Source organism: Micromonospora sp. NPDC003241 (assembly GCF_053589795.1).
Genome location: NZ_JBSFSO010000022.1, coordinates 17,089 through 33,330, shown reverse-complemented (window position 1 = coordinate 33,330; position 16,242 = coordinate 17,089). Strand labels below are relative to the sequence as shown.

The window sequence follows — 16,242 nt, the reverse complement described above, 5'->3', positions numbered from 1 at the left end:
CGATGCTGCGGGTGTTGTTCTGTTCGATGCTGGTGTTCGTGGCGGTGGGCGCGGTCGGGGTGTGGCTGCGGAGGCGTCGGGGCCGGTGAGGCTGGCCACAGGCGGCGGCGTCGGGTGCCTCGGGGTGGAAAGAATGCCGCCGTGGATCTGGACCCGTCGACTGTCGCGCTGCTGCTGACCGCTGCCGCCCTGGCCGGTTGGGTGGATGCGGTGGTGGGTGGCGGCGGGTTGTTGTTGCTGCCGGCGTTGTTGGTGGCGGCGCCGGGGATGCCGCCGGCGACGGCGTTGGGCACGAACAAGTTGGCGGCGATCGCGGGGACGTCGGCGGCGGCGGTGACGTACGCGCGGCGTACGCGTATCGACTGGGCGGTGGCGGGGCCGGCGGCGGGTCTGGCGGTGCTCTGCGCGGGGGTGGGTGCGGCGTTGGCGGGTGCGGTGCCGCCGTCGGCGTACCGGCCGGTGGTGTTGGTGGTGTTGCTGTCGGTGGCGCTGTTCGTGGTGGTGCGGCCGAGGTTGGGGGTGTCGTCGTTTCCGGGGCGGCGTACCCGGGGGCGGGTCGTGGTGGCGGTGCTGGTGGCGGGGGTGGGTATCGCCCTGTACGACGGGTTGATCGGTCCGGGTACCGGCACGTTCCTGGTGGTGGCGTTCACCGCGCTGGTGGGGGCGGATTTTCTGCACGGGTCGGCGATGGCGAAGGTGGTGAACGCGGGGACGAACGCGGGGGCGTTGGCGGTGTTCGCGGTGACGGGGCACGTGTGGTGGCTGTTGGGTGCGGCGATGGCGGTGTGCAACATCGTCGGGGCGATGGTGGGGGCGCGGATGGCGTTGCGGCGGGGTGCGGGGTTCGTGCGGGGGGTGTTGTTGCTGGTGGTGGTGGCGTTGGTGGCGAAGTTGGGCTACGACCAGTGGTTGGCGGGGTGAGCGGCGCGACGCGGCGCGTGTGATCATCGGCGGGTGTCGGTGCGCGCGGAACACGACCGGGCCGTCCTGGCGGGTCTGTTGGGGCGGGATCCTCGGCTGCACGCGTACGAGTTGGGTGATCTGGACGATTTCTTCTGGCCGTACACGTCGTGGTTTCGGCGTGGGGACGCGGTGGTGTTGCTGTATCACGGGGCGGTGTCGCCGACGCTGGTGGCGTTGACGCGGCCGGCCGGGGTGGCGGCGTTGCTGGGTGAGGTGGTGCCGGTGTTGCCGGCCCGGTTGGAGGCGCACCTGTCCCCCGGTGTCGAGGTGGCGTTGGCGGGGGCGTTCGAGGTGACGTCGTCGGGGACGCATCTGAAGATGGCGTGGACGGATCCTTCACGCGCGGTGGGGGTGTCGCCGGCGGGGGTGGTGTTGGGGCGGGCGGATCTGCCTCGGTTGCGGGAGCTGTACGCGGTCGCGTATCCGGGGAACTGGTTCGACGCGCGGATGGTGGACACCGGCCGGTACGTGGGGATCAGTGACGGTGACCTGTTGGTGGCCGTGGCGGGGGTGCACGTCTTCTCCCCCACGTATCGGGTGGCGGCGGTGGGGAACGTGACGACCCGGCCGGGGTGGCGGGGTCGGGGGTTGGCGGCGGCGGTGGTGACGCGGCTGTGTGAGTGTTACGGGCCGACGTGGACCATGTGACGTTGAACGTGAAGGCCGACAACGGGGCGGCGGTGCGGTTGTACGAGCGGTTGGGCTTCACCCGGGTGGCCGAGTACGGGGAGTTCCGGCTGCGCGCCGGTGGCCGCTGATTGTCGGTGGCGGTGGCGGCCCGGTGGCCGCGATGATGACGCGCGTGTCCCAGGTGGTTCTGCGTACCGCGCGGTTGGTGTTGGCGCCGTTGGCGGAGGTGCATCTGCCGCACGAGGTGGCGTTGGACGCCGACGCGGAGGTGATGCGGTTCCTGGCGCCGGTGAGGTCGGCGGCGGAGGTGGCGCGGTTGCACCGGGAGCGGGTGGCGGTGGCGCGGCGGGCGCCGGGGTTGGGGTTCTGGGCCGGGTCGATCGACGGTGAGTTCGTCGGCTGGTGGTTGTTGGAGCCGCCCGCGCGGGCCGACCAGGGGCCGGTGGTGGGGCAGGCCGAGTTGGGGTACCGGTTGGCGCGCCGGTTCTGGCGGCGGGGGCTGGCGTCGGAGGGGGCCCGGGAGCTGATCCGGCACGGTTTCGCCGACCTGGGGTTGTCGCGGATCTTCGCCGAGACGATGGCGGTCAACGTGGCGTCGCGGGCGACGATGGCGGCGGTGGGGATGCGGTATGTGCGCACGTTCCACCTGCCGTGGACGGATCCGTTGCCGGGGGCGCAGGCCGGTGAGGTGGAGTACGCGTTGACCCGGGACGAGTGGGCGGCGGGCGGGTCAGGCGCGGCGGGGTGAGTCGAAGCGGCCGGCGCGGATCTCCCGCAGGGCGCGGCGGCGGACGTCGCCGCGCAGCGTGTCGACGTAGAGGCGGCCGGCGAGGTGGTCGGTCTCGTGTTGCAGGGCGCGGGCGAGGAAGCCGCTGCCGGCGATGGTGAGGGGTTCGCCGTGCTGGTCGTAGCCGTGTGCGGTGGCGTGCAGGGCGCGGGGGGTCGGGAAGTACAGGCCGGGGATGGACAGGCAGCCCTCGTCGTCGTCCTGTAGGTCGTCGGACAGTTCGAGGGTGGGGTTGACCATGTGGCCGCGGTGGCCGTCGGCGTCGTAGACGAACACCTGGGCGTTGACGCCGATCTGGGGTGCGGCGACGCCGGCGCGGCCGGGTGCGCCGAGCAGGGTGTCCATCAGGTCGGTGACCAGGGCGCGTAGGTCGGCGTCGAAGCTGGTGACGGGTTCGCTGGGGGTGCGCAGCACCGGGTCGCCGATGATTCGGATGTCCCGCATGGTCATGTCGGCAAGGTTATCGGTCGGTGGGGCCGGCGGTGGGGCGGCCGGGTGGGGTCGGGTCGAGGGTGGCGCGGACCGGGGCGGTCTTGGCGGCGGCTTCGGCGACCTCGGCGTGCGGGTCGCTGTCCCAGGTGATGCCGCCGCCGGCCCACACGTGCACGGCGTGGCGGTCGGTGGCGGCGGTGCGGATGGTCAGGCCGAGGTCGAGGTGGTCGGGGCCGATCCAGCCGAGGGCGCCCATGCCGGCGCCGCGGCCGACGGGTTCGAGGGCGGCGATGTGGTGCAGGGCGGCGAGTTTGGGGGCGCCGGTGACGGAGCCGCCGGGGCAGACGGCGCGCAGCAGGTCGGCCAGGCCGAGGCCGTCGGCGACGTCGGCGCGGACGGTGGACTCGGCCTGCCACAGGTCGCACCAGCGGCGTACGGCGAACAGGTCGTCGACGCGGACGCTGCCGGTGCGGGCGACGCGGGCCAGGTCGTTGCGTTCCAGGTCGACGATCATGATGTGTTCGGCGCGTTCCTTGGCGGAGGTGAGCAGGTCGGCGCGGCCGGCGGCGGTGGCGGGTCGGGTGCCTTTGATGGGGCGGGTGGTGAGGGTGCCGGCGCGGACCTCGACGAGGGTTTCGGGGCTGGCGCAGCCGATGGCCCAGCCGTCGCCGGTCAGGACGCCGCCGTAGCGGGCGCCGGGGAGCCGACCGAGGCGGGCCAGGGCGGGGCGGGGGTCGCCTCGGTAGGGGGCGGCGGCGTGGCCGACGACGTTGACCTGGTAGACGTCGCCGTGGCCGATGGCGGTGCGGACGGCGCGGACGGCGTCGGCGTGTGCGGTGGGGGTCCAGCTCTCGGTCCACGGGCCGCGCCACCATGTTCCGGCCGGGGTGCCGGTGGTGGGGGTGTCGGTGTGGCCGTAGACGACGACGGCGACCTCGGGCAGGTCGGCGGGGTTGGCGGCGCCGGGGTTGCCGCCGGCGAGCAGGGCGCCGGCGGCGGCGGAGACGTACAGGGCGGCGCCGCAGACGCGGTCGTCGTGGTGGTGGGGGCGGGTGGGGCGGGCCAGGTCGTGCCGGGCCAGGTCGTGGGCGGCGAGGAAGTCCTCGACGGCGGTGGCGGGGTCGCCGCCGTCGGTGGGGCGCCACTGCCAGCGGGCGAGTTCGACGCGGCGGCCTCGGCAGGACGCGGGCGCGGCCGGCGGGTCGTACGGTGACGGATCGACCACCGTACGTGGGAGCGCTTCCACGACGTCTGGTTGGTGGCGGCTCATCCGTTCAGCGGATTTCCCACGGACCACGCACGCTTCTGCTCGATGCGCCATGCGTTTGCTTGGTACTGTGCGTCACTGGTCATGTGAACCATGACACAGTGCCCCCACAGTCCGGAGAACCCGATGTGCCAGCACCAACCCACCTGCCCCTCCGCCGAAGCCACCGACCGGGAAGCCGCCAAGGTCATCGCCTGCTTCCGTGAGCAGGGCTGGAGCCTGCTCTGCAACGGCGTCATCGTTTTCGAGGACACCGGCGAACTGCTGCCCGACGGCAGCAGCATCGCACCGCACCGCGGCCCCGCCCGACACGCCCTCGCCGCCTGACCTGCTCACGATCCGTCACGACTCTTCCCGCGTCGACCCAGGCTAGTCCCCGCTGCGGGGACCGTCACGACCAGGTCGACGCGACGCCGGGGCGGCAGGGACCGCCCCGGCGCGGCTGCCGTCAGCTCTCGTACGCCTGCGGCGACGGACACGAACAGACCAGGTTCCGGTCGCCGTACCCGCCGTCGACCCGACGCACCGGCGGCCAGTACTTCCCCGCCCGGTCCACGCCGCTCGGATAGCCGGCCACCGACCTCGGGTACGGGTGCGGCCACTCGTCGCCGGCCACCATCGCCGCCGTGTGCGGCGCGTTGGCCAGGGGATTGTCCCCGGCCGGCCAGCGTCCGGCGGCCACCTCGTCGATCTCCGCCCGGATGGCGATCATCGCGTCGCAGAACCGGTCCAGCTCGGCCAGGTCCTCGCTCTCGGTCGGCTCCACCATCAGCGTCCCCGCCACCGGGAACGACATCGTCGGCGCGTGGAACCCGTAGTCGATCAACCGCTTGGCCACGTCGTCGACGCTCACGCCGGTCGTCTTCGTCAGCGGCCGCAGGTCCAGGATGCACTCGTGGGCCACCAGGCCCTTGTTGCCCGCGTACAGCACCGGGAAGTGTTCCCGCAGCCGCGCCGCCACGTAGTTGGCCGCCAGCACCGCCACCCCGGTGGCCCGGGCCAGCCCGTCGGCGCCCATCATCCGCAGGTACACCCACGGGATCGGCAGGATGCCCGCCGACCCGTACCGGGCCGCCGAGATCGCCGGCCGCCCGTGCACCGGCGCACCACCGGGGTCACCGGGCAGGAACGGCGCCAGGTGCGCCCGCACCGCCACCGGACCCACGCCGGGACCACCACCGCCGTGCGGGATGCAGAACGTCTTGTGCAGGTTCAGGTGCGACACGTCCGCCCCGAACCGGCCCGGCTTGGCGAACCCGACCAACGCGTTGAGGTTCGCGCCGTCGACGTACACCTGGCCACCGGCGTCGTGCACCTTCGCGCACAGCGACGCGATGCCCGTCTCGTACACGCCGTGCGTCGACGGGTACGTCACCATGATCGCCGCCAGGGCGTCCCGATGCCGGTCGATCTTGGCGTCCAGGTCGACCAGGTCGACGTTGCCGTCGTCGTCGCAGCCGACCACCACCACCCGCATCCCGGCCATCACCGCGCTGGCGGCGTTCGTGCCGTGCGCCGACGACGGGATCAGGCACACGTCCCGGTGCCCCGCACCCCGATCGCGGTGGTACGCGCGAATGGCCAGCAAACCGGCCAACTCCCCCTGCGACCCGGCGTTGGGCTGCACACTGACCGCGTCGTAGCCGGTCACCTCGGCCAGCCACCCCTCCAACTGGCCGATCATCTCCCGGTAGCCGGCGGTCTGCTCCGCCGGGGCGAACGGGTGGATGTGGGCGAACTCCGCCCAGCTCACCGGCTCCATCTCGGTGGTGGCGTTCAGTTTCATCGTGCACGACCCCAGCGGGATCATGCCCCGGTCCAGCGCGTAGTCGAAGTCGGCCAGCCGCCGCAGGTAGCGCAGCATCGCCGTCTCCGAGTGATGCGACCGGAACACCGGGTGGGTGAGGACGTCGTCGGTACGCCGCAGCTCCTGCGGCAGCGCCGCCGTCACCGCGCCGTCGACGCCGTCGACACCGAACGCCGCCCACACCGCCGCCACGTGCCCGCCCGTGGTGGTCTCGTCGCAGGAGATCCCCACCCGGTCGTCGTCGACCAGCCGCAGGTTCACCCCGCGCGCCGCCGCGTCGGCCACCACCTGACCGGCCCGCCCCGGCACCGTCGCCGTCACCGTGTCGAAGAACGGCACGTCGGCCACCTCGACACCACCGGCCCGCAGCCCGGCGGTCAGCCGCACCGCCGCCTCGTGGGTGCGCGTCGCGATGGCCCGCAGCCCGTCCGGTCCGTGGTAGACGGCGTACATGCCGGCCATCACCGCCAGCAGCACCTGCGCGGTGCAGATGTTGCTGGTCGCCTTCTCCCGCCGGATGTGCTGCTCACGGGTCTGCAACGCCAACCGGTACGCCGGGTCGCCGGCGCTGTCGCGGGACACCCCGACCAGCCGGCCGGGCAGCATCCGCTCCAACCCGGCCCGCACCGCCAGGTAGCCGGCGTGCGGCCCACCGAAACCCATCGGCACCCCGAAGCGCTGGGTGGTGCCGGCGGCGATGTCCGCGCCGATGTGCCCCGGCGCCCGCAGCAGCGTCAACGCCAGCAGGTCCGCCGCCACCGTCACCAACGCGCCGACCTCGTGCGCCGCCGCCACCAGCGCCGCCTGGTCACGGACCGCCCCGGACGCGCCCGGGTACTGCAGGTGCAGGCCGAAGAACTCCGCCGGCAACTCCTGCACGGTCAGGTCCAGCACCCGCACCTCGATGCCGAGCGGCTCGGCCCGACCGGCGATCACCGCGATGGTCTGCGGCAGGGCGTCGGCGTCGACCACGTACACCGGGCTGCTGCTCTTCGACGCCCGCCGCGCCAACGTCATCGCCTCGGCCGCGGCGGTGCCCTCGTCGAGCATCGACGCGTTCGCCGTCGCCAGGCCGGTCAGGTCCGACACCATGGTCTGGAAGTTCAGCAGCGCCTCCAACCGGCCCTGGCTGATCTCCGGCTGGTACGGCGTGTACGCCGTGTACCAGGCCGGGTTCTCCAGCACGTTACGGCGGATCACCGCCGGGGTGTACGTGCCGTGGTAGCCCAGACCGATCATCGACACGGCGACGGTGTTGCGGTCGGCGAGGGCCCGCAACTCGGTCAGGGTCTCGTGCTCACCGGTGGGCTCCGGAAGGTCCAGACGACCGTGCCAGCGGATCACCTCGGGGATCGCCGCGTCCATCAGCTCGTCGATCGAGGCGTACCCGACCGTCGCCAACATGCGGCGTTCGTCATCGGGGCCGGGGCCGATGTGACGGTCGGCGAACTCTGTGGTCATGAGGGGCGCTCCTGCGGGGGCGGGGTCGACAGGTCGGCCCTCCCCCTCTGTCACACCCCACGGGCGCTCCACAGTGCCTGACCCACGCGGTCCTTTTGCCTGAGAGGTTCCGGGGAGGATTTGCCCCTTCGGCGCCGCCCCGGCTGCCGCCAGGCGGTCTCTCCCACGCGGGTGCTACCGGCACGATCAACGCTACCAGCGTCCCCGCCGGCCCACACCGAACCCCCGGGCCTCCTGCTCAGGACGCGACGGACACCACGCCGTCCGCCCCGGCCGGGCAGAGCCGGTCGGCCACCGCCGGCAACAGGCGCCCCAGCGGAGCGTCGACGCACAACCGCGCGTACCCGTCACCGCGCGTCGACCCCTGGTTGACGATCACCACCGGTACGTCCTGCCGGGCCGCCGCCGACACGAACCGCCGCCCCGACATCACCGTCAGCGACGACCCGAGCACCAACAGCAGCCGCGCCTGCCGCACCATCGTGAAACACCGCGCCACCCGGGGCGCCGGAACCGTCTCGCCGAAGAACACCACGTCCGGTTTGAGCATCCCGCCGCAGGTCCCGCAGTCCACGACCCGGAACCCGGCCACCTGCGCGTCGTCGAGATCCACGTCACCGTCCGGGTTGATCGCGGCGACCCGCGCGTCGAAACCCGGATTGGCCCGCCGCAGCCGACCGTCCAGGTCCTCCCGGGTCGTCCGCGCCCCGCAGCCCAGACACACCACCGCGTCGAGGCGGCCGTGCAACTCCACCACCCCGGCGCTGCCGGCGGCCGTGTGCAGCCCGTCCACGTTCTGCGTGATGACCCCCGCCACCACACCGGCCCGCTGCAACCGGGCCACCGCCCGATGCCCGTCGTTCGGTGCCGCCTGCGCGATCCACCGCCACCCCAGGTGGCTACGCGCCCAGTAGCGACGACGGGCCCCCGCGTCACCGGTGAACGTCTGGTACGTCATCGGGGTGTGCCGACGCGCCACCCCACTGGGCCCCCGATAGTCGGGAATACCCGACTCGGTGGACAGGCCGGCGCCGCTGAGCACCACCACCGCGCCACCGGCCGCCAGCCCCGCCACCTGCTCGATCACGTCCTCCACCCGTACCATGCTGCCCCACCCGGCGGCCCGTCGGCGAGCCGGCGGCGGCACGACCACACCCGGGGCGGATAGATTCGGCACATGCGTGTCGTCATCGCCGGAGGCCACGGCAAGATCGCCCGACTGCTGCACCGCGACCTCGCCGCCCGGGGCGACGTCCCGGTGGGCCTGGTCCGCAACCCCGACCACGCCGCCGCGCTGCGCGCCGACGGCGCCGTGCCCGTCCTGGCCGACCTGGAACACGTCACCGCAGGCGACCTCGCCGCACACCTCACCGACGCCGACGCGGTCGTCTTCGCCGCCGGCGCCGGACCGGGCAGCGGCACCGCCCGCAAGGACACCGTCGACCGGGCCGCCGCCGCGCTGCTCGCCGACGCCGCCCGCACCGCCGGGGTACGCCGCTACCTGCTGGTCTCCTCCATGGGCGTGGACCGCGACCCGCCCCCGGGCACCGACGAGGTGTTCGTCGCCTACCTGCGGGCCAAGAAGGCCGCCGAGGACGACCTGACCCGCCGGGACCTCGACTGGACCGTGCTGCGGCCCGGCCGCCTCACCGACGACCCGCCCACCGGCCACGTCACCCTCGACCGGCAGGCGCCCCGGGGCCCGATCAGCCGCGCCGACGTGGCCGCCGTCCTCGTCGCCCTGCTCGACGCCCCCGCCACCGCCGGACTGACCCTGGAGACCGTCGCCGGTCCCACCCCCGTCACCGCCGCGGTGAGCGCCCACACCGGCGGCTGAGGCCCCTGCCGGATCCGCCCGGACTCCGCCTCGACGCGACGATCAGGCGTCAGGGCTGCTGGTGGCGAGGCAACGACCGGTCCGCTGACGCGGTCACCTCCGCCGAGGCGCCGATGCGCTCCATCGTGCGGGCCAACTGGGCGCGGCCGTCGTCGAGGTGCCGCGCCGCCGCCTGCATGTGCGAGATCATCATCTCGCCGTAGATCCGCAACGCCTCCCGCGCGGCCACCCCGTCGTCGAACGTCGGCCCCGCCGACGCGCGATAGTCCTGCACCGCCCGTTCCGCCTGCTGCCGGGCCTCCTCCACCGCCGCCCGCACATAGCTCTCGTACTGGGTGCGGGCGTACTCGGCGACCCGCCGCGCGTAGTCGTGCGCCTGCGCGATGATCTGCTCGGCCTCCCGCTGCGCCGCCGACAGCAGGTTCACCTCCTTGGCCGCCGGCGCCTGCGGCGACGGACCCGAACTCGGCATCACCCCGTGCCGGTGCAGCTCCAGCTGGCCGGTGAGCATCTCGTTCTCCGCCCGCAGGTCCGCCACCCGCGTGGTGAGCCGATCCACCTCGTCGGCCACCTGCATCCGGAACCGGTCCACCGCACCCTGGTCGTAGCCGCGCCGGGTGAACGACGCCGACCCGAACTCCCACCGCCGCACCCGGTCGGCGGTCAACCGCACCTGCACACCCCCGGCCACCGGGGTGCCGTCGTACCGGCCGATCGGGGCCGTACCCACCGAACCGGCCCGCCACTGGTCACTGCGGGGCTCACTCACCGGGCACCTCCGGAATCGTCAGGGGCGGACGGACTCTGCATCGCCGTACGCCACGCGGGGCCGTACCACTGCGCACCCGGACCCTCGTGGTGCACCTGCCCGGGATGGAAACCGGCGCGGGTCAACGCCGACACCGCGTACGCCACCGCGTCGTCGGACCCGCACACGTACACGTGGCGGGACCGCCAGTCGCCGTCGGCCAGCGCCCGATCCACCGGATGCACGAACTCCCCCGGCCGGTCCAGGTCCACCCCCACCACCTGGGTCACCCGCAACCACGGATACGAGGCGGCCAACTTGTCCACCAGGTCACCGTCATAGAACTCGGTCCGCGACCGCGCCCCCACGTACAGGTCGACCTGCCGGCCCGCCCCCTCCACCGACACCTGCTCCACCAACGCCTTCAACGGCGCCCAGCCGGTCCCCCCGGCCAGCAGCAGCAGATCCGCCGCCCCGGCCGCCCGCAACGTCAACGCCTCGCCCACCGCCGACGCCAGGTGCACCTGGTCACCCACCGCGCACCCGTACACCAGCCGCGACGACACCGCGCCACCCGGCGCCGCCCGCACATGCAACTCCAGGGTGCCGTCCTGACGGGGCGCGTTCGCCGGCGAGTAGTACCGCCACGCCCGCACCGCCGGATGCGACACCCCGATCGACTGGCCCGCCGTGAACGGCAGCAGATACTGCGGACGCAGCGTCACCACCGCCACGTCGAAGCCGCGCCGCTCATGGCCGACGATCTCGGCCACCCACCACGGTGGATTCACCGCCTCGGCGGCCTGCGCCGCCTCGACCATCACCTTCGCCACCAACGCGTACGCCGCCGCCCAGTCCTGCGCCAGCTCCTCGGTCCACTGGTCACCGAGGAAGTGCCGCAGCGTCGCCAGCAACGCCTCACCCACCGCCGGATAGTGCTCCGCCCGCACCGCGAACTTGCGGTGGTCGGCGCCCAGGTCCTGTAGGAAACCCACCAGCCGGTCCACCTGGTCCACCTGGGACACGATGTGACCCAGCGCGGTCACCAACCGGTCCCGCTGCCCCGCCATGTTCGTCGGGAACATCTGCCGGGTCTCGGGATGGGTCAGGAACAACGTCGAGTAGAAGTACAGCGGAACCTGGTCGCCGTGCCCGGTGACCAGCGCCCAGCTCCGCTTGAGACCAGAGACGTCCACGGCTCAGGCGTCCGCCCGGTCGCCGCCGGCCACCACCTGGTCCTGCACCTGCGCCAGCACCGCCTGCACGTCGACGATGACGTCGTCGGGCACCCCCAACTGCGTCAACGTCGCCGTCAGGTGCTCGCCCACCCGGACGTAGTGCGCCACCGGGATGTCCAACGGCCGGTGCGCGGTGGCCAGGTCCCGGCCCGCGTACTCGTTCGGGCCACCCAGCACCACGGTCAGCATCGACGCCATGTGCCGACGCTGGGCTGCCATGTCCACCTCGGTGAAGTAGCCGGCCAGCTCCGCGTCGGCCAACACCCGGTCGTAGAACAGCTCGACGGCGGCCCGCACCGCGTCGGCCCCGCCGATCCGCTCGAAGTGCGACACGGGGGTGGTCTCGTCGGTGACCGTCACAGGTCAGTCCTTCCGCCGGGGAGAGAGTGCACAGACGCGCGGCTTTCGGCGCGACGTCCGCCGCAGGCACCCCCGCCGTCGCGGCGTGGTGTCAGGCGGACCGTGTCGGACGATAGCGTGCCGCGCCGCGCCCGTCAGTCCCGAACAGCACACCACCGCCAGCGCGCACACACGCAGCGTGACGGATTCGGGCGGTGAGACTGCGGTGCGTCATCGCACGGTCACTGGCGGCGAACGCGACCGGCGATCGGGTCAAGCCGGGCAAGCGTTCACAGAACGCCCCGCTGAGCAGGACCGACGGGAGCACCCGACGCGCTCACACACCACCGGCCTGCGGTGCGCCCACCGCCCACCCCGAGACACAGCGTGATCGACGAATCGCGCGCAGAAAACTTCACACCCGCACCGGCGGGCGGACGACCTGTCAGCCGGCCCGCCGACGCGCCCGACGCGCCGCCAACTCGTCGCCCACCAGATCCCCGTCCCCGGCGACCTCGGGCTCCGGATCCGCCACGCCCCCCACCGGCTCCGCCGGCAGATGCGACAACGACCCCTGGATCTCCTTGAACGCGCCACCGATCGCGATACCGAACACCCCCTGGCCGCCCTGCAACAGGTCGACCACCTCCTCCGGGGAACGACACTCGTACACCGTCGTCCCATCGGAGATCAACGTGATGCCCGCCAGGTCCCCCACCCCACGCGACCGCAACGCCTCGATCGCCTTACGGATGTTCTGCAACGACACCCCGGCGTCCAGCAGCCGCTTCACGACCTTCAACACCACCAGGTCCCGGAACGAGTACAACCGCTGCGTACCCGAACCCGAAGCGTCCCGCACACTCGGCACCACCAGCGCCGTCCGCGCCCAGTAGTCCAGCTGGCGGTAACTGATCCCCACCGCGTGGCAGGCCGTCACACCCCGGTACCCCACCGCACCGTCACTGTCAGTCGCCGAACCGGGCATCCCACCCGACTCGTCCCACTCCGCAACCGGATCGGAATCTCGCGGCTCGTGCATCCGGACAACCTCCCCGTCAGTGCGGTGACACGTCGCTTCCGGGACGCGCACCCCTCGACACGGCAACCTTATAGCGACCGCCAGGGGTTACCATGGAGAAACCGCCGCGACACGCCGCGCATCGACAGCGACGATCATCACCATCACCGACCGTGACGCCACGATGGTGGTCACGCACATGGCCCGGGCACACGACCCGGGCCACCGATCAACCGGCGAAGTCCTCCGGACGCACCTGCTCCAGGAACTCCCGGAACTTCTCCACCTCGTCCTCCTGCTCGTCGGGAATCACGATCCCCGCCTCACTGAGGACCTCCTCGGCACAACGAATCGGCGCACCGACCCGCAACGCCAACGCGATCGAATCACTCGGCCGCGCCGAGACCCGCACCCCGTCACCGATCAACAGATCGGCGAAGAACACGTTCTCCTTCAGCTCGGTGATCTCCACCGCCCGCAACGGCGCCTTCAACGCCGCCAACACATCCCGCAGAAGATCATGGGTCAACGGCCGGGCCGGCTTGACACCCTGCTGCTCGTAAGCGATCGCCGTCGCCTCGACCGCGCCGATCCAAATCGGCAGATAGCGGTCACCCTCGACCTCCCTGAGCAGGACGATCGGCTGGTTACTGGGCAACTCCACCCGAACCCCGACCACGCTCAGCTCGCGCACCGCCGCCTCCGTGTCGTTGTCACTACGCCGCACCGCGCCCTTCCCTGCACGGTACACGGACCGCGACACGGCCATCTCACGCGCTCCGCGCACCACGCCCGTGCCCAGAAGAGGGGTTACCCCCGCAAGCCTACGCCACTCACCAACCCGCCGATCAGCGCGCACACGCACCTCACCGACCCAACGTCGACCGCAACCCCACCCGCACCAACGCCGCATGCAACTGCTGCGACAACGCCACCAACTCCCGCGCCGTCTCCGCCGCCCGCGCCCGCGCCGCCGGATCACTCTGCCGCGCCAACGGCGCCACCAACTGCGCGAACAGACCCACCTCCCGATCCGCCGCCGTCCGGTAACCCCGCAGATGCCGAGGCTGGAACCCGTACTCCGCCAAACCGGCCACCGCCTTCGCGATGATCAACGCATCCCCGTCGTACCACCCCGGCGGATCCGACACCACCAACCCGAGCCGCTCCAACTCCGCCAACGTCGACTCGTCCAGCCCACTGCGCGCCACCAACTGCGTACGATCCAGCCGCACCTGACCCGACTCGACCGACGACGCGGCGCCACGCCCCGGCACCTCACCGTCCGGCCCCACCGCCACCAACGCCGGCCGCGACCGCTCCGGTGCCGCACCATCGGCATCCCACTGCGCCAACTGCTCACGGATCACCCGCAACGGCAGATACTGATCCCGCTGCGCGGTCAACACGAACCGCAGCCGAGACACGTCGTCCCAGCTGTACTTCCGATAACCAGCCGTCGTGCGCTGCGGCTCCACCAGACCCTCGGCCTCGAGGAACCGCAGCTTCGAAATCGTCACGTCAGGAAAATCCACCCGCAACTGGGCCAGCACCTCGCCGATACTCATCAACGGCTGGGCACGACCCACCCCGGACGGCGGAGAAGCCGCAGGCTCGTTCACCCCCGGCCGGCCTCCCCCTCCGGGCGCGGACCGGCGATGAACACGACCCGGAACTTGCCGATCTGCACCTCGTCACCATTGCTCAACGTGGCCGCCTCGACCCGCTCCCGATTCACGTACGTGCCGTTCAAACTGCCCACGTCCCGCACCGTGAACGTCCCACCGTCCCGGTGGAACTCCGCGTGCCGACGCGACACCGTCACGTCATCGAGGAAGATGTCACTGTCCGGATGCCGCCCACTGGTTGTCACGTCGTGATCCAGCAGGAACCGCGCACCCGCGTTCGGACCCCGACGAACCACCAGCAGCGCCATCCCCGGCGGCAGCGAACCGGACATCCGGCTCGGCACCACATCGGTGTCCGGCCCCTCCAGCGCTTCCTCGAGCGAACCCAGATTGAGCGTCGACGTGACGTCGAGCGGGGGGAACTCGTCGCCTGGGCGAGTCATGGGGACCACCTCACGGATCTGTTTCGGTCGGCGTCGGGGAGACGGCGGGTCTGGCCGCCGGGCTACACACCACCCGGCGGCTGGCTCTCCGTGCCCGGAAAGGCTGTCCGCGACGCACAACTAATTGGGTTCTCGGTCGACTGGGCGAGCCTAGCCAGCGCCGAAAAACAGGGCAACCGGACGCGCGGCACACACCACGACCGCCGCCCGGGAAACCGATCAGCTCTCGGTCAACTCGCGATACGCGTCCGCCGACAGCAGACCCTCCACCGCCACCGGATCCGCCGGAGAGATCTCCACCAACCAACCCGCACCGTACGGATCCGTGTTGATCACCTCAGGCGTGTCGACCAGCGCCTCGTTGCGCGCCGACACCGTACCGCCCACCGGGGCGTAGATCTCCGACACACTCTTGGTCGACTCGATCTCACCCAACGACTCACCAGCCGCCACCACCGCACCGGACTCCGGCAACTGCACATACACGATGTCGCCCAACGCGTCCTGCGCGAAATGAGTGATGCCCACCCGCACGGCACCGCCGTCCACGGTCGTCACCCACTCGTGCTCAGCGGTGTAACGCAGTTCCTCAGGAATCACCAGCAGCGTCCTCATCCATCGGTGGCACCGGCCCGACCGGCGCCGGCCCCACCCGGCCTCACGAGACCGGACGGGCGTGTTCCAGCGTGCTCGGCACGTGCAGCGCCGAAACCTCGGCAACCTCACGATCCTCAACGATCACGTTACCGCCGTCGCGCGCCACCACCGCCACCACCCCGCCAGGAATGTTGAGGGCCGTACGCATCGTCGACGGATCCCCGATCACCGTGATCGTGAACGGACCCGTCAACCGACGCCCGTCCACGATCAACGACCCGTTCTCCCCGTCCAGGAAATACGTCGACGCCACGATCCGCACCGACGCGCGGTCACCACCGGAGATCTGCATCGCCTCCGCACCGGCACCCCGCAACTCCTGCACCGCGTCCAACACCCCACTCGCCGAGATCGGCTTCGACGGCCCCGCCTGGAAGCGCACCGCCAACCCCGGACCCCGCGCCGGCAACGTACCCGCCAGGATGCCCAACTCGTCCGCCCGCCGGGTCGCCTCCTCCAACGCCGCCTGACGCCCCTGCTCACCCGAGCGCAACTGACGCTGGCTCTCCTCCAACGTCGTGATGTCCTGCCGCAGACGCATCTCCCGCGCCTCCAGGTCGTACAGGATCCGGACCAGGTCCTCCTGCCGCGCCGCCGCCAACGACGAGTCCGTCGACGTCGTCTTCAACTGCACCGCCAGCGTGAACCCCAGCAACACCAGCAGCACACCGATCATCACCGCCGCCGAACTGAACCGCCGCAACGGACCAGCCGTACCCGCCGCAGCCGCACCGCCCGCCGCCTCGTCCCGATCGACGGCCTCGTCACGCTCGTCGGAATCCCGCTCGGCAGGCTCGACAGGCACAGCCGGCGACTCGCCGTCACCCGGCTCCGGCCGCCCCTGCGGCGACAACGGACTCAACTCGTCGGGATCCGGCGCGTCCGGACGCGGATCCGGCTCCCCCGCCGGGCCACCCGGCCGGGCCGGACCCGCCGGCTGCGGCCACCCCGTACCCGTCTCGGTGTGCTCGTCAGTCACGACAC

Annotated in this window: 19 protein-coding genes and 1 riboswitch; of the genes, 6 read left to right on the top strand and 13 right to left on the bottom strand. The window is 72.0% G+C overall.

Translation table 11 applies throughout. The features are described from left to right. Positions 1-141 precede the first annotated feature (141 nt). Genes ACWDVW_RS18665 through ACWDVW_RS18650 form a run of 4 tightly spaced genes read left to right on the top strand, consistent with a single transcriptional unit; the run spans position 142 to position 2,341 of the window. Entirely contained in the window at positions 142-921 is a 780-nt protein-coding gene (locus ACWDVW_RS18665; protein WP_396746036.1) for a sulfite exporter TauE/SafE family protein, read from the top strand. A 33-nt stretch (positions 922-954) separates the two neighbouring features. Further along, a complete protein-coding gene (locus ACWDVW_RS18660; RefSeq protein ID WP_449950301.1) occupies positions 955-1,611 on the top strand; it encodes a GNAT family N-acetyltransferase in 657 nt (218 codons plus the stop codon). Further along, complete coding sequence (locus ACWDVW_RS18655) at positions 1,608-1,721, top strand: GNAT family N-acetyltransferase (protein ID WP_449950299.1); 114 nt, start codon at positions 1,608-1,610, stop codon at positions 1,719-1,721. Before ACWDVW_RS18660 ends, ACWDVW_RS18655 begins: the two co-directional genes overlap by 4 nt. Before the next feature lie 35 nt (positions 1,722-1,756). Next, positions 1,757-2,341, top strand: a complete 585-nt coding sequence (locus ACWDVW_RS18650; protein WP_449950441.1) for a GNAT family N-acetyltransferase — start codon at positions 1,757-1,759, stop codon at positions 2,339-2,341. On the opposite strand, the gene def is transcribed toward ACWDVW_RS18650, so the two are convergent. Continuing rightward, complete coding sequence (gene def / locus ACWDVW_RS18645) at positions 2,324-2,830, bottom strand: peptide deformylase (protein ID WP_449950296.1); 507 nt, start codon at positions 2,828-2,830, stop codon at positions 2,324-2,326. The genes ACWDVW_RS18650 and def overlap by 18 nt on opposite strands. A gap of 10 nt (positions 2,831-2,840) precedes the next feature. Continuing rightward, positions 2,841-4,109, bottom strand: a complete 1,269-nt coding sequence (locus tag ACWDVW_RS18640) for a chorismate-binding protein (protein ID WP_449950293.1) — start codon at positions 4,107-4,109, stop codon at positions 2,841-2,843. Positions 4,110-4,205: 96 nt separating this feature from the next. On the opposite strand from ACWDVW_RS18640, the gene ACWDVW_RS18635 reads away from it, so the two are divergent. After that, positions 4,206-4,406: a DUF5999 family protein gene (locus ACWDVW_RS18635; protein WP_131057861.1), complete on the top strand. Its 201-nt coding sequence runs from the start codon at positions 4,206-4,208 to the stop codon at positions 4,404-4,406. Between the two features lie 121 nt (positions 4,407-4,527). On the opposite strand, the gene gcvP is transcribed toward ACWDVW_RS18635, so the two are convergent. Both gcvP and ACWDVW_RS18625 read right to left on the bottom strand, forming a co-directional pair. Next, entirely contained in the window at positions 4,528-7,347 is a 2,820-nt protein-coding gene (gene gcvP, locus ACWDVW_RS18630; protein ID WP_449950290.1) for an aminomethyl-transferring glycine dehydrogenase, read from the bottom strand. Between the two features lie 77 nt (positions 7,348-7,424). Continuing rightward, positions 7,425-7,523, bottom strand: a riboswitch (glycine riboswitch). A gap of 62 nt (positions 7,524-7,585) precedes the next feature. Then, on the bottom strand, positions 7,586-8,452 hold the full coding sequence (locus ACWDVW_RS18625) for an NAD-dependent protein deacetylase (RefSeq protein WP_449950439.1): 867 nt from the start codon (positions 8,450-8,452) through the stop codon (positions 7,586-7,588). Positions 8,453-8,524: 72 nt separating this feature from the next. Between ACWDVW_RS18625 and ACWDVW_RS18620 the strand changes: the two genes are divergently transcribed. Next, entirely contained in the window at positions 8,525-9,184 is a 660-nt protein-coding gene (locus tag ACWDVW_RS18620; protein WP_449950287.1) for an SDR family oxidoreductase, read from the top strand. Positions 9,185-9,233: 49 nt separating this feature from the next. Here the strand turns inward: ACWDVW_RS18620 and ACWDVW_RS18615 are convergent, their stop codons facing one another. The 9 genes from ACWDVW_RS18615 to ACWDVW_RS18575 all read right to left on the bottom strand — a co-directional run bounded on the left by ACWDVW_RS18615 (position 9,234) and on the right by ACWDVW_RS18575 (position 16,237). Then, positions 9,234-9,953, bottom strand: a complete 720-nt coding sequence (locus ACWDVW_RS18615) for a DivIVA domain-containing protein (RefSeq protein WP_449950284.1) — start codon at positions 9,951-9,953, stop codon at positions 9,234-9,236. Then, on the bottom strand, positions 9,950-11,128 hold the full coding sequence (locus ACWDVW_RS18610) for a globin domain-containing protein (RefSeq protein WP_449950282.1): 1,179 nt from the start codon (positions 11,126-11,128) through the stop codon (positions 9,950-9,952). Before ACWDVW_RS18610 ends, ACWDVW_RS18615 begins: the two co-directional genes overlap by 4 nt. A gap of 3 nt (positions 11,129-11,131) precedes the next feature. Then, complete coding sequence (locus tag ACWDVW_RS18605; protein ID WP_449950279.1) at positions 11,132-11,530, bottom strand: group I truncated hemoglobin; 399 nt, start codon at positions 11,528-11,530, stop codon at positions 11,132-11,134. 424 nt (positions 11,531-11,954) lie between these two features. Beyond that, on the bottom strand, positions 11,955-12,551 hold the full coding sequence (locus tag ACWDVW_RS18600; RefSeq protein ID WP_396746066.1) for a MerR family transcriptional regulator: 597 nt from the start codon (positions 12,549-12,551) through the stop codon (positions 11,955-11,957). Positions 12,552-12,759: 208 nt separating this feature from the next. After that, complete coding sequence (locus ACWDVW_RS18595) at positions 12,760-13,224, bottom strand: bifunctional nuclease family protein (RefSeq protein ID WP_131299495.1); 465 nt, start codon at positions 13,222-13,224, stop codon at positions 12,760-12,762. Between the two features lie 172 nt (positions 13,225-13,396). Then, positions 13,397-14,098, bottom strand: a complete 702-nt coding sequence (ftsR, locus tag ACWDVW_RS18590; RefSeq protein WP_449950276.1) for a transcriptional regulator FtsR — start codon at positions 14,096-14,098, stop codon at positions 13,397-13,399. 50 nt (positions 14,099-14,148) lie between these two features. Then, entirely contained in the window at positions 14,149-14,601 is a 453-nt protein-coding gene (gene odhI, locus ACWDVW_RS18585; protein ID WP_093402417.1) for an oxoglutarate dehydrogenase inhibitor Odhl, read from the bottom strand. 219 nt (positions 14,602-14,820) lie between these two features. After that, positions 14,821-15,201: a glycine cleavage system protein GcvH gene (gene gcvH / locus ACWDVW_RS18580; RefSeq protein ID WP_449950272.1), complete on the bottom strand. Its 381-nt coding sequence runs from the start codon at positions 15,199-15,201 to the stop codon at positions 14,821-14,823. A 58-nt stretch (positions 15,202-15,259) separates the two neighbouring features. Further along, entirely contained in the window at positions 15,260-16,237 is a 978-nt protein-coding gene (locus tag ACWDVW_RS18575; RefSeq protein ID WP_449950269.1) for a DUF881 domain-containing protein, read from the bottom strand. Positions 16,238-16,242: the final 5 nt, after the last annotated feature.

Coding starts and splice junctions, on each gene's coding strand:
- odhI (WP_093402417.1), bottom strand. CDS start 14,601: ATGACTCGCCCAGGCGACGAGTTCCCCCCGCTCGACGTCACGTCGACG.
- gcvP (WP_449950290.1), bottom strand. CDS start 7,347: ATGACCACAGAGTTCGCCGACCGTCACATCGGCCCCGGCCCCGATGAC.
- ACWDVW_RS18620 (WP_449950287.1), top strand. CDS start 8,525: ATGCGTGTCGTCATCGCCGGAGGCCACGGCAAGATCGCCCGACTGCTG.
- ftsR (WP_449950276.1), bottom strand. CDS start 14,098: ATGAGTATCGGCGAGGTGCTGGCCCAGTTGCGGGTGGATTTTCCTGAC.
- ACWDVW_RS18635 (WP_131057861.1), top strand. CDS start 4,206: ATGTGCCAGCACCAACCCACCTGCCCCTCCGCCGAAGCCACCGACCGG.
- ACWDVW_RS18600 (WP_396746066.1), bottom strand. CDS start 12,551: ATGCACGAGCCGCGAGATTCCGATCCGGTTGCGGAGTGGGACGAGTCG.
- ACWDVW_RS18650 (WP_449950441.1), top strand. CDS start 1,757: ATGACGCGCGTGTCCCAGGTGGTTCTGCGTACCGCGCGGTTGGTGTTG.
- def (WP_449950296.1), bottom strand. CDS start 2,830: ATGACCATGCGGGACATCCGAATCATCGGCGACCCGGTGCTGCGCACC.
- ACWDVW_RS18625 (WP_449950439.1), bottom strand. CDS start 8,452: ATGGTACGGGTGGAGGACGTGATCGAGCAGGTGGCGGGGCTGGCGGCC.